This window comes from Carboxydocella sporoproducens DSM 16521 (assembly GCF_900167165.1).
Lineage (GTDB): Bacteria > Bacillota.
The window spans coordinates 1-21,031 of the sequence record NZ_FUXM01000041.1; the positions used below are offsets into that span (position 1 = coordinate 1).

Sequence of the window (21,031 nt, forward strand, 5' to 3'; positions counted from 1 at the left end):
AAAGAAAAGAAAAAACGAAATGGCCGAGATAGAAGATCTACTGCTGGACTGGGAGCTTCCCTTCGAAGGACAGAAGAAGGAAACCTATTACAATTATCATTGTCAGAAATGTGGGTATAAAGAGGAAGTGCCAGCATTTATCGTAGATGAGATGAAAGCTATGGACAAATTGGATAACTTGGGCTCACCAGGAATGCCAATTTTGGAATGTCCTTATTGTCCTGGAGGCATGGTTTATAAAGGGGAAAAAGAGTAAGCTTTGCGGCTTACTCTTTTAAGTCGCCCGAAGGGCGAATTTGTTCTGTATGGTAGCTGCAAAAGGGGGAATAATTAGTTATGAGGTGATATAAATGAAAAAGATAGCGTATATAATTGCATTTGTTATAGGCTTTACCGGGATAATTTGGTTTCTAAGCCAGAAAGCAACTCCTATTGCAAAAACTAAACCCATAACTAAATCGAATTCAGCTGAGAAGATGTCTCTGCCGGCAGTAAATCTTTCTAACAAACCTTTAGCCTGGGGTTTTAAAAAATCACAGAATGAGCAAGGGCCAGGGATTACGCTGGAACAAGAGGAAACTTTAAGAAAATATGGTGTATTATATCGGATTCCCACGGGAAAAAAAGAAGTAGTATTAACCTTTGATTTGGGTTATGAGAATGGTTATACCGACCACATCATCGAGGTTCTAAATCGTCATGGAGTTAAAGCTACATTTTTTGTTACAGGGCATTGGTTAAAGAACAATCATGATTTGGCCCAAAAGATGGTGGCCAATGGCCACATTGTTGGCAACCATACCATTAACCACCCAAGTTTACCCCAACTGAATCGAAAAAAGTTAAAAGAAGAAGTTGAACCTTTACAACTGGAAATTGAACGGGTCACAGGACAGAAAGCCATTTATCGCTATTTACGACCTCCAAAGGGAGAATATAGTGAACAAGTGCTGGATCAATTACAAAAAATGGGCTATACGACGGTATTGTGGAGTGTCGCCATTCCTGATTGGAAACCAATGCCAGGTGGTAGTCAGGCCGTAATCAAACAGGTTATGGCGCAGATACATCCAGGTGCTATCATTCTTTTGCATGGGGTCTCGGCGGATGTAGATCAAGGGCTGGACGAACTGTTAAATCAAATAGCTATTAAAGGTTATAAAGTTATTCCAATAGAAAAAACCAAAATCTGATATTGACAAAAATTCGATACTTTGCTATAAATATATTAGGTAAAAAACCATAATATTAACAGGGGAGTAGCTGGCTAACGCAAAGCGTTAGCTTTACAAGGTCGTCAATACGGCGCGAGCCCGGCCTTGTAAGACGTATGTCAAGCAAGACCTGCATTAATCCGGTGATTACTGGATAATGTTGGTCTTTTTCTGTTATTATTCATAATAAATAAATTTAAAAGGAGTGATTTGTTATATGTTTTTTTGGACACCCTATGATTGGCTGTTATTACCTGCAATTCTGCTGGCATTGTATGCACAATTGAAAGTTACAACGACTTTTTCACAGTATAAGAACAAACTAAACTCGCAAGGTTTAACAGGAGCTGTGGTGGCTCGTATTTTACTGGACAAAATGGGTTTATCCCATATACCTGTTCAGATCACGGAAGGTTTTCTAGGGGACCATTACGATCCAATCCATAAAGTTGTAAGATTGTCACCTGACATATATTACGGTAACTCGATAGCAAGTCTGGCTGTTGCAGCTCATGAAGTAGGGCATGCCGTGCAGCATAGTGAGGGATACTGGGCCTTAGTTGCCAGACACAGGATTTTTCCCCTCGTAAATATCGGGTCATTTCTGTCCTGGCCCCTGTTGCTCCTGGGCTTCTTCTTCCACGCTGCCAACCTGATTGAGTTGGGTATACTTGTGTTTTCCTTTACTGTGCTTTTCCAGGTCATTACTTTACCAGTAGAGTTTAATGCTAGTTCAAGAGCTGTAAATCTGCTAAGCAGTACTGGTCTAATAACTCGCAGTGAATCGCCGGCAGTAAGTGCTGTTTTGCGAGCTGCTGCCCTAACTTATGTGGCTGCAGCTGTAACGGCTGTTCTGGAGCTATTGCGTTTGATTTTGATTTTTGGAGGGATAAATCGAGATGAATAAAAATAAAAAGGAAACATTAATTATCTGTCCTATCTGCCAGAGCAGAGATATTGGTATACTTCGACAGAATCTGTGGTTTTGCCGTGCGTGTTTTTGTGAGTTAGTAGAAAAAAGCGGTAAAATTGTAGCATTTGGGATTGAGCAGGATGGAAGCCTGAAAAAGATCGAAAAAAGTGCTTAGGAGTGTTGTTTGTGGCTAAAGAAATTTGGTCCAGGGAAGAGGTTGTAAGAGGGAAGAAGATAATCTTCTCCTGGTTGCACAGTAAAGATGCCGTAGTGATACTGGCTAAACGAGCGGATAATAAAATCGCATTTGTTCAGCAAAGAAGGCCGGCTATTGATAAAATTTTGTTAGAACTGCCTGCTGGTGGAATCGAAAAAGGCGAAGACCCTCTCCTGGCTGCTCAGCGAGAATTGAAGGAGGAAACGGGCTGGACTGGTAGTGACTGGATGTTATTAACCTCTTATTTCCCCAGTCCCGGAATTACTGATGAGAAAATGTATGTTTTTTCATGTAAGCTGAAAGATCAAGCAGATCAGGAGTTAGATGAAGGTGAGGAAATAGATGTACTTTATTTTACGCCTGAAGAAGCTTTAAACATGATTAAGCGAAAAGAAATTATCGATGGCAAGACAATTATAGCATTATTATTGTCCTCATTGTAATTTTAACCAATCCTCTGCAGTCATTTTTATTTTTATGAGGTGCCTGCGGAGGATTTCATAATTTTTTATATCACAGTGAGGTCCGTTAATAATATAAATGGGAATTTTGCGGGGATTTTGCTTTATCCCAAGCAACAACAACATTTTTATATCATAGTCGGTTGCAGGAAGGGAATAGCCTATGATAACAATGCGGTCTGATTTTTTAATAGCATTTATGGCATAATTATAAAAGGGAATTAAGGGGCTATAATGTTCAGCGATTGTAATTTGTGGAGGGACTATCAAAGGCAATAAGGGATAGTGGCATTTAGGGCAAATCATTCCTGTTTGCCAAGAGCTATGAAAAGTATAATACTTACATCTGCTACACCACGACCAGCTGATACTCCCATGTAACTTTAGCAAATTTCTTGTCTTGCCTTTGATTCCGCTTCGTTCCAAAATGGTATCATAATTTAATGTGATCACTGTGTCTCGCGGTTTGAGACGCTCAATGAAATTCCGGTAGATTGCAAAATCAGCTTTATCCAGTTGACAATTCACGGAGTTGGCCAGTTCCTTGATGATTACATTTAATATTTCCGAAGTATGTTGGCATTGATTGTTATAATAACAGTGGAGAGTAAGTCGGCTAATTAATTCATCTATTTCACAATTGCTAATCCAATCTTTTTTCGTGGGGAAAATGTGTTTATAGATCCAGTGTTTCATTTTATTAATGTTAGGTTTATCGTGTTGGTCAAAGATCTTCTCCATTAACTCACGACCCAGTGGGGCTCCGGCTGCTTTAGAAAATCCTGAGCCCAGCAAATATACAGTTTTATGGGTTTTCATAATTATCCCTCCCGTTATAGAGTGAAAAAAATCAGGAGACAATATTCCGGGAGGGATCGCGATGCATAAAAACATTAAACGGATTAGAATACGTGCCGTAAGAAAGCAAAACTTCGTCAGAAGGGAAATTGATGAAAATTATTATGTTACGGATGACTATTTTGCTGATGGGAGGGGAGAATTTTAATCCTGCTCCCTTTTTACTTGCAGATAGCGTATTTGCATGATACACTTAATTTGGAAAAGTATATAGAAGGAGAACTGTAAATGGTTAAGGAAATAGAAATAGCAGAGGCACTTAAACTAACTAATGCTATTTTTGTAGATATAAGGGCACCGAAAGAGTTTCAAGAAGCAACCATACCTGGTGCTATCAATATACCACTTTTTAATGATGAAGAAAGAGCTGAAATTGGTACTATTTACAAACAAATTTCCCCTGAACAAGCTAAATTGCGGGGTTTGGAAATCGCTGGACCCAAAATTTATTCGCTGGTAAAAGAGGTAAAGGAAAAAGCAGGCGATAAAATTCCTGTAATTTTTTGCTGGCGTGGAGGTCATAGGTCAAAGTTCTTTGCTTATATCTTGAATTTTATGGACATAAATTGTTTGCGTTTGATTGGTGGATATAAAGCATTCCGTCGCTTAGTCCACAGATATTTTAGCAGTGCAGATTTACCTGGGGCAATTGTGCTTTATGGAAATACGGGCACAGGCAAAACTGAAATAATTAATAAATTATTAATAGAAAGAAATCTGCCGGCTATTGATTTGGAAAAACTAGCCAATAACCGGGGCTCGGTATTTGGTGCCATTGGTCTAGGAGAACAACCAACCCAGAAAAACTTTGAAGGCCTATTGTTTCAACACTTAATGAAAGTGGAACAATCCCATAACTTCTTTATTGTAGAAGGGGAGAGCAAACGGATTGGCCGTTTATTATTACCGGAAAAATTTTTCACCACTATGCAGACTGGACACAAAGTGTTAATTTACGCTAGCATAGAAACCAGAACCAAAAGAATTGTAGAAACATACTTAAAAAATTACTGGAATGACCCTGAACAGAGAATGGAATTATCTGCAGCTGTAAATAGATTAAGACAACGCCTTGGCAATGAAAAAGTAAAAACTCTTTTGGAAATGTTATTTGAAGGTAACTTAGATGAATTCGCAAGAATATTAATTGAAGAATATTATGATCAGGTCTATGGATTCCCCAATCATCCTGATCCTGAATTTGATGTATGTATATCCAGTGACAATATCAATGAGTGTGTAGAGGAATTAGAGAAATACTTTAGGAGAATAGCTCATGTCTAAAAAGTATTTTGAGTATTTGAATTTAGATAATCGCCCAGGACTGTTAGGAGATATTGCTACTTTAATAGGTTTATATAAAATAAATATATTACAAGTTAGTGGTGTCAGTGGTAACTGGAGATGTTTTCTCCTGGAAGGAGAGGACCAGGCTCTGGAAGCTTTTTTTCAAGCGGCTGCACGCATTCCTTCAATTCAAGTGCTGGCCTGGAGAAAGCCACTGTTTTTGGATTATCTTGCTGTGAAGCATGGTCAAAAAATCCAGCCTGTAAAATCTGAACCGGCCACTTATCAATTTACTCGTAATGATATTGGAGTAATGATAGATTTTCTTGGCGAGATAATCGAAAAACAATCACCAATATTAATTGGTTTACGGGGAAAACCCAGAGTCGGGAAAACAGAATCGGCTATTGCTGCTTGTGTTTATGCCAATAAACGCTGGACGCTGGTATCGTCTTCACTGTTACGGCAAACTATCCGGGAATCGCTGGGAAATATTGATAATGAGCATATTTACTTAATTGATGGTATTATCACCTATACAAGAGGTGGCTATAAGCATAAAGAATTAGTTTTAGAATTAGTGAGAAATTACACTTGTGTAGTTGAACATCCTGATTTTTTAGTCAATCATGGACTTTTAACATGGTCAGATTTTGCTTATTTAGTAGAATTAAGAGCAACTCCTACGGAAGAAATAAATTATGAAGATATCGCACTTAGTATTAATGCCTTTGATTTAAGTTAACGGAGGGATAAGTGTTGGGCGGAATTGGTGAAGAACTCAGACAAGCTCGGGAGCGTATGAATTTAACCTTACAAAAAGTAGAAGAAGAAACTAATATGCGCTGGCGTTATTTAGAGGCTCTTGAAAAAGAAGAATGGGACAAGATTCCTGGTGAGGCTTATGTTAAAGGATTTTTACGTAATTATGCAACTTATCTTGGTTTAGACCCCGATGAGATTCTTTTGCGTTACAAAACCCAGCGTTTTCAGAATGTTAAAATAGGGGAAGAAGAGGTAATAAAAGTTCACAGAGCCAATATCAAAGCGGAGAGGAAAAAAGAGAAAAAAATTTTTAGCAAGTTATTTGTAGTAGCTGTAGGAGTCCTGGCGGTAATTTTAGTCTTTTATATTTTTAACAAACCGCAAAACATAAATATTAGTCAAAAACATCCTCAAATAGCTGAAAAAAAGTCAGAAAGCCCTAAACAGCAATTACCAGTACAACAACCCCAGCAACCGCAAGAAAAACCGTCAGAAACAACGCAGCCTCCACCGACCGTTGAAAAGAAAAAAATTGCGATAACAGTAGAGATTGTTCAAGAGACATCCTGGTTGCAGATTGAAACGGAAAAAGGGATTGTCTGGCAGGGAATAGCAGGTAAAGGGCAGAAATTATCATTTGAAAGTGATAAAATGATTAAATTATGGGTGGGTAATGCTGCAGCAGTTAAATTAAAAGTTAACGGCCAGGATCTTGGTACAATGGGCAAGAAAGGTGAAGTTATTAAAAAAACATTATATCCACAGTAAAAAAAACTGAAAGAAAATTAGGCACAACTCATAGTTGTGTCTATTTTTTTTACATAAGTACTTATGGGGATTATTAAGGTTTAGAAGGAATTTTCTTATTATTGTCGAAATTATGGGCAAATGACTGGGGTGATGTTTCTATGACGGCAGAGAAAAAGTTAACCAGAGCAGAATTCTTCAACTGGTTCATCAAAAAATCAATGGAAAAAGCTGTGGAAGTTGGTGACGAGTTGATAAAAAAAGCTTCTACGTTAGGGCTAGAGGTTAACGAGGGGGTAGTTCTCTGCGGTCTAGAAGATGTATCATCAACACCTAAAAAAATCTTTTATCGAAATAATACTTATTTTTTATGGGCTTGGAACCATAGTTTTGCTCTGACTTACTCAATTTGTCCACATGACCGGTTTCCACTAATGCTGCGGCGGGAGTACCAGGAATTTTTTTGTCCTTTATGCCAGAAAAGCTGGTCCTGGGAAAATACGGCCTGGCAGGAGATCGGTAATATCCCAGTTGAGGTTATTGACAGCAAGGTGTTGCTAAGTTCTGAGGCCCAGTCATTACTAGCTCAATAAAATCAACCAGGAGGTGCAAGTATATGGATTTGATGGAAAGATTGATTTCCCGAGGGATCTCTCGAAGAGACTTTGTAAAACTATGCGCTACCACTGCGGCGGCCATCGGCCTGGGGGAGGGGGCTGCACCACAGGTGGCAGCTGCAGTTGAGAGCGCTGCCAAAAAACCAGCAGTAATCTGGCTGGAAGGGCAGGATTGTGCTGGATGCAGTGAATCTTTTTTGGCTACCATTAAACCCAGTGCAGCTGAAGTTGTACTGGATATGATTTCTTTGCGCTACCACGAAACGGTAATGGGTTCTTCCGGGACCATTGCCGAAGAAGTTCTGGAAGAAACCATTAAAGAGGGTGGCTATGTATTAGTTGTTGAAGGCTCTGTACCAACTGAAAATGATAAGTTTTGTTATGTTGCTGGAAAACCATGGCGTGAAACACTGATTAAAGCAGCGCAAAATGCTAGTGTTGTTCTGGCTGCTGGAGCTTGTTCTGCCTACGGTGGTATTCCAGCTGCTGGACCAACGGGAGCAAAAGGTGTGGCAGATGTGGTTGATGAACAAACCAAGCAAAAGGTGATCAACTTGCCACATTGCCCAGTGAAACCATCAGTACTGCTGGCAACGATTATTTATTACCTTACTTACAAGTCTGCTCCGGAACTGGATGCCTACAGACGCCCAAAACTATTCTACAGTAACCTCTTACATGACAATTGTCCGCGCCGTGGTCATTTTGAAAATGGCGAGTTTGTTACCGACTGGAATGATCCGAAACAAAAGGATTATTGTTTGTTACTGATGGGGTGCAAGGGACCAAAAACCTATACCAACTGTGCTCAGGTCTGGTGGAATGATGGTGCCAACTTCTGTATTAATGCAGGTTCTCCCTGCGCTGGTTGTTCACAACCAGAGTTTTATCATAAATTTACTCCCTTATATGACAAACAGGAAATTATTCAGAAGGAACTGCCTGGTATTGGAGCAACTAATGTTGATACCATCGGAAAAGTAATCGGTGGTGCTGCTGCTGTTGCTGCAGCTGTCCATTTTGCAGGAAGCAAACTTACCAAGAAAGAAGAATAAGGGGGTAATAATCCATGGCTGAAAAAATTGTGATTGATCCCGTTACTAGAATAGAAGGTCATTTGAGTATAACAGTAGAAGTTGAAAATGGTGTTGTTAAAGATGCCTGGTCTGCTGGTACAATGTTCCGTGGCTTTGAAGTGCTGTTGCAGGGTAAAGACCCACGGGATGCAGTATATGTAACAGACAGGGTTTGCGGTGTCTGTACTGGTTCTCATGGTTGGGCTTCTGCATTGGCATTAGATGAGGCCTTTGGCGCCACTGTTCCCGAAGCAGGAGTTTTGATGCGTAACCTGATGATGGGGGCAATCTGGTTGCACGACCATCCGCTGCATTTCTATCACTTAAGTGCTTTGGATTACATTGATGTTACTGCTGTTGCCCAGTATAAAGGAAATGATCCCAAGCTTAACGCTGTGAAAGACAAAATTGTTGCCCTGGTGCAGGCTGGTGATGCTCATCCGCTGGTACCCAGATATCAGCCTGATGAGTTTTCTGTAAAGGATCCTGAGCTGGTAACAACTGCTGTTTATCACTATCTATTTGCTCTGGATATGCAGGCTAAGGCCAAGCGTATGGCAGCTTTACTGGGCGGAAAGATTCCTCACAACTCTGCCATGGTAGTAGGTGGATTTACCAATTTCCCATCAGTAGAAACACTGAACAATTATCGTAGCTTGTTACTGGAACAAATTGATTTCCTGGAAAATGTCTATCTGAAGGATGTGCTGATCTTTGGTACAGGGCCTCTACTGCCGCTGGCACAGGCTGGTATTGGAGGCGGTTATGGTAACTTCATGGCTTATGGTGGTTTCCATGATGATGTCGAGAAAAAGAATTTGTTCTTTAAGCCCGGTGTAATTGTTAATGGAAATATTGACCAGGTATTAGAATTTACTCCGGATAAAATAACCGAAGAAATTACCTATTCCTGGTACAATGGTGAAGCTAAACATCCAAGTGAAGGCGAAACTAAAGTAAACCCGGACAAGGAAAACGCTTACTCTTTTGTTAAGGCGCCGCGGTATGAGGCCTATGCAATGGAAGTAGGACCTCTTGCCAGAATGTTGATTAATAAGCCTCAGGTACTGATGGATGTAATTAAGAAATACAATATTAAGCCGGGGGCTGTGGCTCGCCATGCTGCCCGTGCTGTGGAGGCTGTCCTGTTGGCAAAACAGCTGCTGGTATGGGTAGACAAAATGTACGAACTTATTGGCAAAGGCGATATAAAGATTCATGACAATACAAAATGGCAGCCACCCAAAGAAGGAAAAGGTGCTGGTTTAAATGAAGCTCCGCGCGGTGCGCTTGGTCACTGGGTCAATATTAAAGATCAAAAAATTGAAAACTATCAGCTGGTAGTGCCTTCAACCTGGAACTTCTCACCCCGGGATGATAAAAAGAAACGGGGACCGGTTGAAGAGGCATTAATTGGTGTTCCAGTGCCTGATCCGAAGAACCCCATTAATGTAGTACGGGTAGTACGTTCCTTTGACCCGTGTCTCTCATGTGCTATTCACTTAATTGAACCTGAAACTAATGAAATTCTCAAGTATCGAGTATTATAGGGGGTGTAGAGAATGGCTCATTCGGCCGACCACCCGCGCACTACCAGGGTTTATCATTGGATCAATCTTGTTTCAATGGCTGTGCTAATATTGACTGGTTTTTATATTCACCGACCTTTTGCTCCTGGTTATATGTTTGAGGCCAGGTTGTTACATTTCATTTTCATGTATGTGCTGTTTTTCAACCTCTTGGGCAGAATAATTTATGCTTTTTTAGGCAGATATGCTGATGCTGGCCAGTTTTCCTTTGGCATTAAGGATATTAAGGCTTTATGGGAAGTAGTAAAGTATTATGCTTTCATTGGGCCCCATCCCCAAAAAAGCGGGAAGTATAATGCTCTGCAAAAACTCTCCTACCTGGGGATTGTGGTAATAATCCTGTTCCAGGCAGTAACTGGTTTTGCCCTTTATCGGCCAGAACTCTTTTCCTCTGTGGTTACTACTCTAGGAGGATTACATGCTTTACGGATGACCCATTACCTGGTGATGTGGATTATCATCGCTTTCACCATTATCCATGTATATATGGCCTCAACAGAAACACCTGAACAGGTAAAATTGATGCTATTTGGTATAGAAGAAGGTAAAGAACATGCGGGACAAGAAAAAGTCGCAGGTATTAGTTCTGGGCATCGGTAATGAAATCCTACAAGATGAAGGTTTAGGGATTCATGCTGCCAGAATGCTGGAAAAAATGAATTTGCCAGAAGAAGTAGAGGTAATTGCCGGTGGGACTGCTGGGTTAGCCCTTTTACCTCTGTTGAAAGAGAAGGATTATTTAATAGTTATCGATGCTGTTAATGCCAGAACGGAACCAGGGGCAATTTTTAAATTCAAGCCAGACCAGGTAGATGTATACCCCCTGGAATACCAGCTATCCTTTCATCAATTGGGTTTGTATGATGTATTAAGGGTTGCGCAGCTATTAGGAGATTGCCCGGATACAACTATTTTTGGGATGCAGCCAGGAACTATTTCCTGGGGTATGGAGCTAACCCCTCCAATAGCTGATAATTTACCACGCCTGGTTGAACTGGTTGTTGAAGAAATCAATAAAATTCTCGGCAAGGGACCCCATTAAGGGTCCCTTGTTTGTGATATAATAGCTAATGATAAAAACTATCGTCAGTTGTAGAGGAGTTTGTGAAAAAGATGCAACAACCAGAGTTTGTACCGATGTCAAAAGAGGAAATGAGTAATTTAGGCTGGCATTATCTTGACTTTATTCTGATCACAGGTGATGCCTATGTTGACCATCCCAGTTTTGGCTCTGCTATTATTAGCAGAGTATTAATTGAAAATGGCTTTAAAGTAGGGATTATCGACCAACCCAACTGGAAGAAAAAGGATGATTTTAAAAAGTTAGGAGCACCTCGTTTTGGCTTCCTGGTAACAGCCGGTAATTTGGACTCCATGGTAAATCATTATACAGCGGCCAAAAAAAGAAGAAAAAGAGATGCCTATTCCCCTGGCGGGAAAATGGGATTAAGACCTGATTATCCGACTCTAGTTTATACCCAGGTTATTAAAGAAATTTTTCCGGATAAAAAGGTGATTCTTGGCGGCATTGAAGCAAGTCTGCGGCGTTTTGCCCACTATGACTTCTGGCAGGACAAAATTTTACCTTCTTTTTTAATCCTTTCAGGAGCTGATCTGTTGTTATACGGGATGGCGGAAAAAAGTATTGTAGAGCTAGCATTAGAATTAAAGAAAGGTAGTAAGGGTAATTATAAAAATATTCGTGGTTTATGTTATGTTGCTTCAAAAGAAGAAATTGGTACTTTAGATCCAAAGAATGTGATATTTTTGCCTGATTATGAGAGTATTTGTCGGGATAAGCTGGTATATGCTGAAGCATTTCGAAAACAATATCTTGAACAGGATCCTTTTTGGGGTAAAATTTTAATTCAACCTTATCGAGACAAGGGATTTCTAGTTCAAAATCCGCCAGCTTTTCCCCTTAAGGAAACTGAATTTGATCAGATTTATGAATTGCCTTTTCAAAGAAAATGGCATCCAATCTATGACAAGGATGGAGGAGTGCCGGCTCTTTCCGAGGTGATATTTTCCATAACTGCTAATCGTGGTTGCTATGGCGGTTGCAACTTTTGCGCTTTAACAATGCATCAAGGGCGAATCGTTCAAAGTAGAAGCAAAGAATCAATTGTAGAGGAAGCAAAAAAATTAGTTAACCAGCCAGAGTTTAAAGGCTATATTCATGATATTGGTGGACCAACTGCTAATTTTTTAGGACCTGCCTGTTCTAAACAGGCAGTGGCCGGAGCGTGTAAAAACAGACAGTGTTTATTTCCTGAACCCTGTGAACATTTAAAACCCAGACATGATAAATTTCTGGAAATATTACGAAGTGTACGTAACCTAAAAGGGATAAAAAAAGTCTTTGTTCGATCTGGTATTAGATATGATTATTTACTGGCAGATAGAGAAAGGGAGAAAATAGTTGAGGAATTATGTAAACATCACATTAGTGGGCAGTTGAAAGTAGCACCTGAGCACATTTCAAAGGTTGTCCTTTACTGTATGGGGAAACCAGCAATAGAACAATTCGAAGAGTTTAAACAGCTTTATGAGCTAACTAATAGAAGGTTAGGGCTTAAACAGTATCTGGTACCCTACTTAATGTCTTCCCATCCAGGTAGTACACTGGAAGATGCGGTAAAATTAGCGGTATATTTAAAGAAAAATAAAATGAAGGTAGAACAGGTGCAGGATTTTATTCCTACCCCTGGCAGTTTATCTACGACTATGTATTATACCGGCATTAACCCTCTAACAGGCAAAAAGGTGTATGTTCCGAAAAGTATGCATGATAAAGCTTTACAAAGAGCTTTAATTCAGTACTGGTTACCACAAAATTATCATCTGGTAAAAGAGGCTTTGATTAAGACAGGGCATAGTGAATTGATTGGCAACGGCCCAGGCTGTTTGATTCCCGCTAAGCCTCCGAAGATTGACATTCAACAGCGAAGTTAATATAATTTATTAAGATAGACATGATGGTGGTGGGATTGTGTCTAAAACTATTGAAGAGATTTGCCAGCTTTTAGCAGAGAAAGATTATAAATTAACACCCCAGCGTAGGATTATCATGGAAACCTTTCTTGAGCATGGTGAAAGACATTTATCGGCCGAGGATATCTACAGTTTGGTCAAATCCAAACATCCTGAAATTGGAATGGCAACTGTATATCGTACACTAGATTTACTGGCGGATTTAGGTGTTTTACAAAAAATGAATTTTGGTGATGGGAGAAGTAGATATGAATTTAGTGAACAAGATGAACATCATCATCATCATTTAATTTGTTTATCCTGTGGAGAAGTATTGGAGTTTGCTGATGATTTACTGGATTCCCTGGAGAAAGCAATAGCTGAGGCAACTCAGTTCAAAATAACAGATCATCAGCTTAAGTTTTATGGTTACTGCAAGAAATGTCAGTAATGACATTTCTTTTTTTGCTCACGGAAGGAGTAGAAAAATGGTTAGAGTAGGACTTGTATCATTGGGATGCGCAAAAAACCGGGTTGATTCAGAAGTAATGTTGGGACATTTGTTTAATAAAGGATATACTATAACCGATAATGCCGAGGAAGCTGATGTGTTGATTATAAACACCTGTGGCTTTATTCAGTCTGCAAAAGAGGAATCTATAGAAACTATTCTTGAAATGGCACAATATAAAGAAAAGGGTAAATGTCAGGCTCTTGTGGTTACTGGGTGTTTGAGTAAGAAATATCATGATGAATTAGAAAAAGAACTTCCTGAAGTAGATGGTTTTCTGGGTACTAATGAAATCGATAAAATCGGTGATGTAGTTGAACAGATACTGGCTGGTAAAAAAATCGCCGAAGTTAATAAAAAAGATGATTACCTTTATGACTCGTCTAAACCACGTATCTTAACAACCCCTAATTTTTATGCGTATGTAAAAGTAGCAGAGGGTTGTAATAACCGCTGCCATTATTGTACAATCCCGGTAATCAGAGGAGCGTTTCGCAGTCGTAAGAAAGAAGATATTTTAAATGAAATTAATTTATTAGGAGAACGGGGAGTAAAGGAAATCCTATTAATAGCGCAAGATACTACCAGTTATGGTCTTGACCTGTATGGTAAGCCAGAGTTAGTTGATTTATTACAAGAAATCAATAATAATAACAATATAAATTGGATTAGAGTATTATACAGCTATCCTATATTTTTTTCCGATGAATTAATCAAAACCATTAAGAATTTGCCGAAAGTCTGTCATTACCTTGATATTCCTTTACAACATTGTAGTGATAAAATTTTAACCACTATGAACCGAAAAGGTAATAAACAGTTCATAAAAGATTTAGTTTATAAGCTGCGGACTGAGATACCAGATATAGTTTTGCGTACCAGTTTTATAGTAGGTTTGCCTGGCGAAACCGAAGATGACTTTAATGAGTTATTGGAGTTCATGCAAGAAATGCAATTTGACCGGGTTGGAATTTTTACTTATTCCCGGGAAGACGGAACCGTTGCTTACAATATGGAGAACCAAGTGCCTGAAAACCTTAAAAAACAACGTTGGGAAAGAGCTATGCAGGTACAACAAGAAATATCCTATGCCAAAAACCAGCAACGAGTAGGGAAAACCTTTTTAGTTTTAGTTGAAGGGACAACTTCTGAAGGATTATATTTTGGTCGGAGCCAGTATGAGGCTCCCGAAGTGGATGGCAAAATCTTTTTCTCATCAAATCAGAGTTTAGCCTCAGGTAATTTTGTTAATATAAGGATTACTGAAGCTTACGAGTATGATTTGTTAGGGGAGATTGTGCATGAATCTAGCTAATAAATTAACATTGATCCGGATCTTTTTAGTACCAATATTTATGATAATACTCGTAAGCAAATTGCCTTACGGAAAGTGGATTGCCTTTGCAGTTTTTCTTCTGGCAGCATCAACTGATGGACTTGATGGTTATATTGCCCGTTCTCGAAAACAGATTACACGACTAGGTAAATTTCTGGATCCTTTAGCTGATAAATTACTGATTTCAGCGGCTCTAGTTTCACTTGTTGAGCTACGGGAAATTCCAGCCTGGGTTGCAATAATTATTATAGGACGTGAGTTTGCCATTACAGGGTTACGGTCTATTGTTGCTGCAGAAGGTGTTGTTGTAAGCGCAAGCATATTAGGTAAGTTAAAAACTATCATGCAAATAGTTGCGATTAGTGCCTATTTGATTAATTTCCCTTTTGCTTCGGTTTTTATGGGTTTGGCAGTGATAATGACAATTTGGTCTGGAGTTGACTATTATTTAAAACTAAGGCCGTGGCTTAAAAATAAGTAAAGACTATTTTTGTCGTTTTCGACAAAAATAGTCTTTTTTTTATCTTTTTCATCAAAGGATTGAATTAGAGTTTGTAGAAAATAAAATACAAGTTTTTTGGGGAGGTGATATTAGCTTGTTCTATAATCAAATTATTAAGTTAATAAAAACTGCCGTATATTTATTGCCGGTTATAATATTATTTATCAGCCATTATATTACAATTAATCCAATATTACATATATTAATTTGGGAAATGTTCGCATTACCTGTTTATTTTCTTTTGTGTGAAAATAAAAGTACCCTGGCTATTTATTTGATAATATTATCAACAGCGGGTATAATAATAGAAATCATTAATTATTATAAGTCTTTAGATATATTCTCTCTTTGTTTAATTTTATTAATACATATCCTTGTTGTTTTAATTAATAGTATTGCTGCCTTAAATTATAATCAGGTATTACAGAATCAGATTAAACTACAGGAGCGTTTAAAACGATTAGCTATTATTGATCCATTAACGCATTTAATAAATGGGAAATATTTTTTAATGAAATTGGATGAGGAAATATCGCGTGCTAAAAGAGAGAATAAAAAATTTACTGTTGCAGTATATAAAATAGTTAATTTAAACAAACTGGAATCGGGTGTTAGAAATGGTTGTCTGGAATGGAATCTAACTAGGATTGCTGAAATTTTAAGACAAACCATCAGAAATTTTGATACTGTTGCGCGTTTGAAAGATGATGTTTTTGCAGTTTTATTAACCAATTCTGATTTGGAACAAGCCCACGAGATAAAAGAAAGATTTGAAAAAAAGTTGCAGGAAAATGTAAATACAAGAAAATGGAAATTTAGTGGGTATTCACAACATGATAACCTGTATGTTCTAGCTGGTTATGCTGTTTATCCTAAAGATCATAACGAGGGACAAGGATTATTAGAAGTAGCTGAACAAAATCTTGAAGTGAGCGAAAAAAACTATAAATACAAAGTAACTCAGGATTGGTTGAAATCGGAAAGATATGCATTAATGGAGCAGATGTCTGCCAGCTTGGCCCATGAAATCAAAAACCCATTAACCTCTGTACGAGGTTTCATTCAATTACTACAGAACCGGGAACAAGACTTTCATGAAAAAGAACACTTGCGAATTATCCTGGACGAACTGGATCGTATGAACAAGTTAATTCATGAATTTTTATCTTTTTCAACAAAAAAAAATACACGAAAATTTTTTGATATTAATCAGCTTATTGATGATATAATATTTATTATGTCTAGTTTAGTCCATGACAAAAATATTAAAATTGAAAAAAGGAGTGAGTTAAAGAATTCATTATTGTATGGACAACCCGAGAAAATTAAGCAGGTGTTTATTAACTTAATAAGGAATTCCATTGAAGCAATCAATTGCAATGGCAAGATAACAATTATTTTACAGGAAGATGGGAACTATCTTCTAATGTCCGTTAAAGACAATGGTTGTGGAATAGATAGAGAAACAATAAAAAATATTTTTAAACCATTTTATACGACTAAAGAAACTGGAACAGGATTAGGACTGAGTATATCAGCTCAAATTATAAAAGAACATCAAGGAGAAATTTGGGTAGACAGCGAAAGAGGAATAGGTACTACCTTTAAAATAAAACTGCCCAGAAATTAAATATTATATTTATTTATAAGCATGGTCTCGGCTCTTTTAATCATTGCTTTTACCATCTTTCCTCCAATTTCACCACCAACTTTACCACATTCTTCAGCGGTAACATCACCCCAGTAACCATTTTCAATTTTAGGTAAGATACCTATTTCTTTCGCAATTTCATACTTGAACTGATCTAGTGTGGATTTAGGCAATAACTGTTCTACAAATTTAGGCATTAGAATCACTCCTTTTTTAGTTTCTGATCTTATTTTCTGTACCATAAAATAAAAATATAATAGTATTGTGATGGTGAGTTTGGATGTTCTTTGTAAATTTAGTGTTTAATTTTATTCTTTTTTTTCTATTTTTTTTGTTATTAAAAAGAAGAAATATTTTGTTACCTTTGATATTGGCCTTGTTGGTTACATTCATTGATCAGATGCGATTTCTTATTTTAAATAAAATAATTCTCTTGATAATTTCGATTGTTTTATTATTTTATTTTTTAAGGAAAAAGAAATAATTATTAAGTCGATTTAACCATTCATAGGGTAAAATCTTAAAAATAATTAATAAAGTAGCATATGTAATTATTGCTGAGCCTACTGAAGTTATTAAACTTAAAGTAGGTGAATTTATTATTACAAAAATCAGCAGATAAATTTTCATGGCAACAAATCCCATAAATAAAATTACCGGAATCAAATAGATAGTCTTGGTTTCTATAACACTCCAGAAACCTAAATCTTTTGTAATAAATACTATATTAAGGATTGCAGTTATAAAAAAACTAACATTAATAGCCCAACAAGCCGTTTTAAAAGGATCAACAGCAATAGGCACCAGGGTTATTAATAATATTATTTCAACTAAGCTGCCCCAAAGCATATTTTCTAATGGTCGTTTAGTTTGTCCTAACCCTTGTAAAATACCTGTTGTAGTTTGTTGTAGGTAATAAAAAATTCCTCCAAACGCAAGAATGCGTAGCGCCTCACCGGCATTTATTTGTTTAAACAGTAAATAACAAATCTGGGCAGAAAACAAGTAAAAAATTACTACAGCAGGTAGTCCGAATAAGAGTGTAAAAAATAACGAGGTTTTTATCCTGTCTCTTAGTAAGGGTATATTTCCGGCTGAATTTGCTTCAGATATTGCCGGGACTAATGTTGTTGCTAAGGCGGATGTTAAAACACTGGGAATTACCAGAATTGGAATTGCCATACCGCTTAATTGACCGAAAAGTGAAGTTGCTTCATTTAAATTAATGCCGGCTTTAACCAGCTGGCGCGGAATTAAAGTAGCCTCAAAGGACAATAGTACAGTAGCAACAATTTTACTTAAAGCTACTGGCCAGGAAAAAAGAATAAGTTCTTTTGTAGTCACGGTGTTTTTCCTTAATGATAAAGCTAAACGTTTGTTTTTCTTCCACCATTTTAAGAAAAAGTAAAGTAGAACAAGAAAACCGATGGTTTCTCCGGCAATAACTCCAATGGAGGAACCGATAGCTCCCCAAACTATGCTTTTGGAGACCAAAATATATGCAAAAACAAGACCGCAAGTAACTCTAACTACTTGCTCCACAAACTGGCTAATCGCTGGTGCATTCATCATGAGAAGACCTTGAAAAAAACCTCTAAAACCAGAACACACACTAATTACTGGGACAGATAATAAAAGGCTTTTTAAAATTGGTAAAGCGTTTTGGTTGGTTAAGAAAAGCGGTGCAATTCTATCAAGAGATAAATACAAAGCACCGGTGATTATGGTTGAAAAAATAAGCAGAATCAATATTGATTTTCTTAATATATAAACTGAATAAGCGGGATCTTTTTGATTATTTTCGGCCACAAATTTTGCTATCGCCAGTGGCAATCCAAAACTAGAAATAACCAGAACAAGTATATATATTGGGTAAACCATATTAAACAACCCAATACCCTGTGAGCCAATTAAACTTACAATCATTATCTGGTAGATAAACCCCAGGATTCGATTAACAAGATTTGAAGAAAATAAGACTAGTGTCCCTCCAAGTAAACTCTGTTTGCGCAAGATACCCCTCCTTATAGGGTAATTTTTTCTAAGTAATTTTATTTTTTTGTCCTGCTGAATATGATGTTGTGACCGACTATACAGAAAAATATAATGTATGTAGAACTTGAAAAGGGAGGCAGAGTCTATGACCATTCGTATTGCTTTATTAATGGGTGGGTTGTCGTCTGAAAGGGAAATATCATTGAAAAGCGGGGAAGCAGTTTATAAGGCATTGCTAGAAGCCGGTTATGAAGTTGATAAGATAGACGTTGACAAGCAAGTTGCCAAAAAACTTCTTGAAAAAAGGTATGACCTAGCTTTTATTATGTTACATGGCGCTTATGGGGAAGATGGAACAATCCAGGGGCTGCTGGAAATACTGGGCATACCCTATACCGGATCAGGAGTTCTGGCTAGCGCTATTGCTATGGATAAAATAATGAGTAAAAAGGTATTAATGCAGGCCGGGTTACCTACAGCTCCTTTTGTTTCAGTGTCCCGTTACCATTGGGAAAAAAATAGACAGGAAGTTTTAGGGAAAATAAAAAATGAAATTAGTTTACCGCTTGTAGTTAAGGCTCCTAACCAAGGCTCCACCATTGGCATATATTTCGTCTGGCAGGAAGATGAGCTTGAAAATGCGTTAGAGGAAGCTTTTAAGTTCCCTGAAAGGGAGATATTAATTGAAAAATTTATTAAGGGTAAGGAAGTAACAGCGCCTGTGCTGGGTAATAATGAGGTGACTTCTTTGCCATTGATCCAAATTATTTCTAAAACCGGGGTTGTTTATGATTACCAGGCCAAATATACTGCCGGGCTTAGTGAACATGTCATTCCGCCAGAATTACCTAAATCAGTGATTGAAAAAGTGCAGGACTTAGCCTGTCAGGCTCATTTAGCTATTGGTTGTAGCGGACTTTCTCGGGTTGATTTCATTATAGATGATAATTTTCAGCCCTATATTCTGGAAGTGAACACAATTCCGGGTATGACTGAAACTAGTCTATTTCCAGATTCCGCTCGAGCAATAGGGTGGTCTTATAAGGATTTATGCTGTAAAATTATTGAATATGCAGGTGAAAGATTTAATAAAAAATTTACTCTTTGACTTGTATCCCAACTATAAGATAAAATAGAGATATATAAACAAAGGGAGTGGGAGAAATTATGAAAATTGCTGTAGCAGGAAAAGGCGGAGTCGGGAAAACTACTTTTACAGCCCTACTCATTAAACAACTGGTAGAAGCGAATAAAGGTGCAATCCTGGCTGTTGATGCCGACCCTAATTCCAATTTAAATGAAGCACTCGGTATTGAAGTGCATGCATCAATCGCAGATATTCTGGATGAAGTAAAAGGTGGTAAAGCTATTCCCGAGGGAATGCCGAAAGATGTCTATGTAGAGTATCGCCTTAGCCAGGTATTGAATGAAACCGATTATGTGGATTTGGTGGTTATGGGGGTACCTCAGGGGAGTGGGTGCTACTGTTATCCCAATGACTTAATGCGTAAATATCTTGAAAACCTGAGACAGAATTATGACTATGTGGTAATTGATAATGAAGCAGGTATGGAACATTTAGCCAGAAGAGTGGTTACAGATATTGATTATCTTTTTGTTGTCAGTGATGCATCAGCTAGGGGCATCCGTTCAGCGGGCCGTGTATTTGATATTGTTAAAACAGTAGGTATTAATGTAAAAAATATCTATCTGGTTATTACAAAAGTTTTACCAACTGGAATCGAGGAATTAAAGCCGGAAATTGAGGCTACCGGACTAGAGGTTGTAGGAACCATTCCTTATGATGAAGTAGTGGCCCGTTATGATCTGGCAGGTAAGCCACTGGTTGAATTGCCAGCAGATTCTCCTTCAGTATTGGCAGTAAAGAATATCTTCAGTAAACTGGCCCTTTAAGGGCCAGTTTTACTAGCGAGGTAAGGTGTTATCCTGTGGAAGCGGGAAGAAGGCTTAAACAAGCAATAATAATGATATTTGTCACAGTAGCGTTGCATTAATTTTATGAATGGTAGTCAACTATGTTTTGGTCATTACGCATTATGGTATATATGACATTTATGTAATTATATGTAATTAAGGACTCCAGTTCTTTGGCCAAAAGGGCTAGTGGTAATAGAGGGTAGTCCTATTCCACATTTTGTCAGCCATTTTGCTTTACAATATAATTGGGTCATAACTCACTTCATTCAGAAAATTTGTTTCTCCGTCCATTACTTGCCTTACTGTTAACTCATATATTGCTTCGTAATTTAGTCTTCGTCGTCCTTTGGACGTTCGCTTTTTCTGTTTACATAGTTTTTT

The 21,031-nt window shown here is 37.8% G+C and carries 24 protein-coding genes; 21 read left to right on the forward strand and 3 right to left on the reverse strand.

The window, feature by feature from the left end; translation table 11 throughout:
* The 5 genes from B5D20_RS11525 to B5D20_RS11545 all read left to right on the forward strand — a co-directional run.
* The coding region (locus B5D20_RS11525; protein ID WP_207651230.1) for a hypothetical protein at positions 1 to 256 on the forward strand (256 nt) is incomplete at its 5' end.
* 94 nt (positions 257 to 350) lie between these two features.
* Positions 351 to 1,193, forward strand: coding sequence for a polysaccharide deacetylase family protein (locus tag B5D20_RS11530; protein ID WP_078666382.1), 843 nt, complete (start codon positions 351 to 353; stop codon positions 1,191 to 1,193).
* 238 nt (positions 1,194 to 1,431) lie between these two features.
* The gene (locus B5D20_RS11535) at positions 1,432 to 2,121 is read left to right on the forward strand and encodes a zinc metallopeptidase (protein ID WP_078666383.1); all 690 of its coding nucleotides are present in this window, start codon (positions 1,432 to 1,434) and stop codon (positions 2,119 to 2,121) included.
* Positions 2,114 to 2,302 carry a hypothetical protein gene (locus tag B5D20_RS11540; protein ID WP_078666384.1) on the forward strand — a complete coding sequence of 63 codons (189 nt, stop codon included), beginning with the start codon at positions 2,114 to 2,116 and terminating at the stop codon, positions 2,300 to 2,302. The genes B5D20_RS11535 and B5D20_RS11540 overlap by 8 nt, the downstream gene beginning before the upstream one ends.
* Before the next feature lie 11 nt (positions 2,303 to 2,313).
* Positions 2,314 to 2,787: an NUDIX hydrolase gene (locus B5D20_RS11545; RefSeq protein ID WP_159071878.1), complete on the forward strand. Its 474-nt coding sequence runs from the start codon at positions 2,314 to 2,316 to the stop codon at positions 2,785 to 2,787.
* Here the strand turns inward: B5D20_RS11545 and B5D20_RS11550 are convergent.
* The gene (locus B5D20_RS11550; protein ID WP_159071877.1) at positions 2,779 to 3,624 is read right to left on the reverse strand and encodes an SIR2 family NAD-dependent protein deacylase; all 846 of its coding nucleotides are present in this window, start codon (positions 3,622 to 3,624) and stop codon (positions 2,779 to 2,781) included. The two genes, B5D20_RS11545 and B5D20_RS11550, sit on opposite strands and share 9 nt — an antisense overlap.
* A 61-nt stretch (positions 3,625 to 3,685) precedes the next feature.
* Between B5D20_RS11550 and B5D20_RS14225 the strand changes: the two genes are divergently transcribed.
* The 14 genes from B5D20_RS14225 (at position 3,686) to B5D20_RS11615 (ending at position 16,696) form a co-directional block, all read left to right on the forward strand.
* A complete protein-coding gene (locus B5D20_RS14225; protein WP_278308207.1) occupies positions 3,686 to 3,811 on the forward strand; it encodes a hypothetical protein in 126 nt (41 codons plus the stop codon).
* An 80-nt stretch (positions 3,812 to 3,891) separates the two neighbouring features.
* Positions 3,892 to 4,947: a tRNA 2-selenouridine(34) synthase MnmH gene (mnmH, locus tag B5D20_RS11555; RefSeq protein ID WP_078666387.1), complete on the forward strand. Its 1,056-nt coding sequence runs from the start codon at positions 3,892 to 3,894 to the stop codon at positions 4,945 to 4,947.
* On the forward strand, positions 4,940 to 5,695 hold the full coding sequence (locus tag B5D20_RS11560; RefSeq protein WP_078666388.1) for a DUF3388 domain-containing protein: 756 nt from the start codon (positions 4,940 to 4,942) through the stop codon (positions 5,693 to 5,695). The genes mnmH and B5D20_RS11560 overlap by 8 nt, the downstream gene beginning before the upstream one ends.
* Positions 5,696 to 5,709: 14 nt before the next feature.
* Positions 5,710 to 6,483, forward strand: a complete 774-nt coding sequence (locus B5D20_RS11565; RefSeq protein ID WP_078666389.1) for a helix-turn-helix domain-containing protein — start codon at positions 5,710 to 5,712, stop codon at positions 6,481 to 6,483.
* A 140-nt stretch (positions 6,484 to 6,623) separates the two neighbouring features.
* Complete coding sequence (locus B5D20_RS11570) at positions 6,624 to 7,055, forward strand: hypothetical protein (protein WP_078666390.1); 432 nt, start codon at positions 6,624 to 6,626, stop codon at positions 7,053 to 7,055.
* 23 nt (positions 7,056 to 7,078) lie between these two features.
* Positions 7,079 to 8,134, forward strand: coding sequence for a hydrogenase small subunit (locus B5D20_RS11575; protein WP_078666391.1), 1,056 nt, complete (start codon positions 7,079 to 7,081; stop codon positions 8,132 to 8,134).
* A 14-nt stretch (positions 8,135 to 8,148) separates the two neighbouring features.
* Positions 8,149 to 9,705 (forward strand): nickel-dependent hydrogenase large subunit, encoded by a 1,557-nt coding sequence (locus B5D20_RS11580; protein WP_078666392.1) that lies wholly within the window; start codon positions 8,149 to 8,151, stop codon positions 9,703 to 9,705.
* 12 nt (positions 9,706 to 9,717) lie between these two features.
* A complete protein-coding gene (gene cybH, locus B5D20_RS11585; protein WP_078666393.1) occupies positions 9,718 to 10,344 on the forward strand; it encodes a Ni/Fe-hydrogenase, b-type cytochrome subunit in 627 nt (208 codons plus the stop codon).
* Positions 10,298 to 10,786: a HyaD/HybD family hydrogenase maturation endopeptidase gene (locus B5D20_RS11590; protein ID WP_078666394.1), complete on the forward strand. Its 489-nt coding sequence runs from the start codon at positions 10,298 to 10,300 to the stop codon at positions 10,784 to 10,786. The genes cybH and B5D20_RS11590 overlap by 47 nt, the downstream gene beginning before the upstream one ends.
* Positions 10,787 to 10,857: 71 nt before the next feature.
* On the forward strand, positions 10,858 to 12,699 hold the full coding sequence (locus B5D20_RS11595) for a YgiQ family radical SAM protein (protein ID WP_078666395.1): 1,842 nt from the start codon (positions 10,858 to 10,860) through the stop codon (positions 12,697 to 12,699).
* A 37-nt stretch (positions 12,700 to 12,736) separates the two neighbouring features.
* Positions 12,737 to 13,168 carry a Fur family transcriptional regulator gene (locus B5D20_RS11600; protein WP_078666396.1) on the forward strand — a complete coding sequence of 144 codons (432 nt, stop codon included), beginning with the start codon at positions 12,737 to 12,739 and terminating at the stop codon, positions 13,166 to 13,168.
* Between the two features lie 37 nt (positions 13,169 to 13,205).
* On the forward strand, positions 13,206 to 14,543 hold the full coding sequence (gene rimO, locus B5D20_RS11605) for a 30S ribosomal protein S12 methylthiotransferase RimO (protein WP_078666397.1): 1,338 nt from the start codon (positions 13,206 to 13,208) through the stop codon (positions 14,541 to 14,543).
* Positions 14,530 to 15,045, forward strand: a complete 516-nt coding sequence (gene pgsA / locus B5D20_RS11610) for a CDP-diacylglycerol--glycerol-3-phosphate 3-phosphatidyltransferase (RefSeq protein ID WP_078666398.1) — start codon at positions 14,530 to 14,532, stop codon at positions 15,043 to 15,045. The genes rimO and pgsA overlap by 14 nt, the downstream gene beginning before the upstream one ends.
* A gap of 115 nt (positions 15,046 to 15,160) precedes the next feature.
* Positions 15,161 to 16,696, forward strand: coding sequence for an ATP-binding protein (locus B5D20_RS11615; protein WP_078666399.1), 1,536 nt, complete (start codon positions 15,161 to 15,163; stop codon positions 16,694 to 16,696).
* On the opposite strand, the gene B5D20_RS11620 is transcribed toward B5D20_RS11615, so the two are convergent.
* The gene (locus tag B5D20_RS11620; RefSeq protein ID WP_078666400.1) at positions 16,693 to 16,914 is read right to left on the reverse strand and encodes an alpha/beta-type small acid-soluble spore protein; all 222 of its coding nucleotides are present in this window, start codon (positions 16,912 to 16,914) and stop codon (positions 16,693 to 16,695) included. The genes B5D20_RS11615 and B5D20_RS11620 overlap by 4 nt on opposite strands.
* Before the next feature lie 262 nt (positions 16,915 to 17,176).
* On the reverse strand, positions 17,177 to 18,730 hold the full coding sequence (locus tag B5D20_RS11630) for a putative polysaccharide biosynthesis protein (protein ID WP_159071876.1): 1,554 nt from the start codon (positions 18,728 to 18,730) through the stop codon (positions 17,177 to 17,179).
* Between the two features lie 127 nt (positions 18,731 to 18,857).
* Here B5D20_RS11630 and B5D20_RS11635 point away from each other — a divergent pair, with 127 nt between their 5' ends.
* Positions 18,858 to 19,820, forward strand: coding sequence for a D-alanine--D-alanine ligase (locus B5D20_RS11635; RefSeq protein ID WP_078666403.1), 963 nt, complete (start codon positions 18,858 to 18,860; stop codon positions 19,818 to 19,820).
* A 59-nt stretch (positions 19,821 to 19,879) separates the two neighbouring features.
* The gene (locus tag B5D20_RS11640; RefSeq protein WP_107753442.1) at positions 19,880 to 20,626 is read left to right on the forward strand and encodes an ATP-binding protein; all 747 of its coding nucleotides are present in this window, start codon (positions 19,880 to 19,882) and stop codon (positions 20,624 to 20,626) included.
* The last annotated feature ends 405 nt before the right edge of the window (positions 20,627 to 21,031 follow it).

Excerpts from the sequence above, each read along its gene's own strand:
- B5D20_RS11580 (WP_078666392.1), top strand. The coding sequence starts at position 8,149 with ATGGCTGAAAAAATTGTGATTGATCCCGTTACTAGAATAGAAGGTCAT.
- rimO (WP_078666397.1), top strand. The coding sequence starts at position 13,206 with ATGGTTAGAGTAGGACTTGTATCATTGGGATGCGCAAAAAACCGGGTT.
- B5D20_RS11540 (WP_078666384.1), top strand. The coding sequence starts at position 2,114 with ATGAATAAAAATAAAAAGGAAACATTAATTATCTGTCCTATCTGCCAG.
- B5D20_RS11575 (WP_078666391.1), top strand. The coding sequence starts at position 7,079 with ATGGATTTGATGGAAAGATTGATTTCCCGAGGGATCTCTCGAAGAGAC.
- B5D20_RS11620 (WP_078666400.1), bottom strand. The coding sequence starts at position 16,914 with ATGCCTAAATTTGTAGAACAGTTATTGCCTAAATCCACACTAGATCAG.
- B5D20_RS11595 (WP_078666395.1), top strand. The coding sequence starts at position 10,858 with ATGCAACAACCAGAGTTTGTACCGATGTCAAAAGAGGAAATGAGTAAT.
- B5D20_RS11590 (WP_078666394.1), top strand. The coding sequence starts at position 10,298 with ATGCGGGACAAGAAAAAGTCGCAGGTATTAGTTCTGGGCATCGGTAAT.
- B5D20_RS11530 (WP_078666382.1), top strand. The coding sequence starts at position 351 with ATGAAAAAGATAGCGTATATAATTGCATTTGTTATAGGCTTTACCGGG.
- B5D20_RS11560 (WP_078666388.1), top strand. The coding sequence starts at position 4,940 with ATGTCTAAAAAGTATTTTGAGTATTTGAATTTAGATAATCGCCCAGGA.
- B5D20_RS11635 (WP_078666403.1), top strand. The coding sequence starts at position 18,858 with ATGACCATTCGTATTGCTTTATTAATGGGTGGGTTGTCGTCTGAAAGG.
- B5D20_RS14225 (WP_278308207.1), top strand. The coding sequence starts at position 3,686 with ATGCATAAAAACATTAAACGGATTAGAATACGTGCCGTAAGAAAGCAA.
- B5D20_RS11550 (WP_159071877.1), bottom strand. The coding sequence starts at position 3,624 with ATGAAAACCCATAAAACTGTATATTTGCTGGGCTCAGGATTTTCTAAA.
- B5D20_RS11640 (WP_107753442.1), top strand. The coding sequence starts at position 19,880 with ATGAAAATTGCTGTAGCAGGAAAAGGCGGAGTCGGGAAAACTACTTTT.
- B5D20_RS11535 (WP_078666383.1), top strand. The coding sequence starts at position 1,432 with ATGTTTTTTTGGACACCCTATGATTGGCTGTTATTACCTGCAATTCTG.
- B5D20_RS11570 (WP_078666390.1), top strand. The coding sequence starts at position 6,624 with ATGACGGCAGAGAAAAAGTTAACCAGAGCAGAATTCTTCAACTGGTTC.
- mnmH (WP_078666387.1), top strand. The coding sequence starts at position 3,892 with ATGGTTAAGGAAATAGAAATAGCAGAGGCACTTAAACTAACTAATGCT.
- cybH (WP_078666393.1), top strand. The coding sequence starts at position 9,718 with ATGGCTCATTCGGCCGACCACCCGCGCACTACCAGGGTTTATCATTGG.
- pgsA (WP_078666398.1), top strand. The coding sequence starts at position 14,530 with ATGAATCTAGCTAATAAATTAACATTGATCCGGATCTTTTTAGTACCA.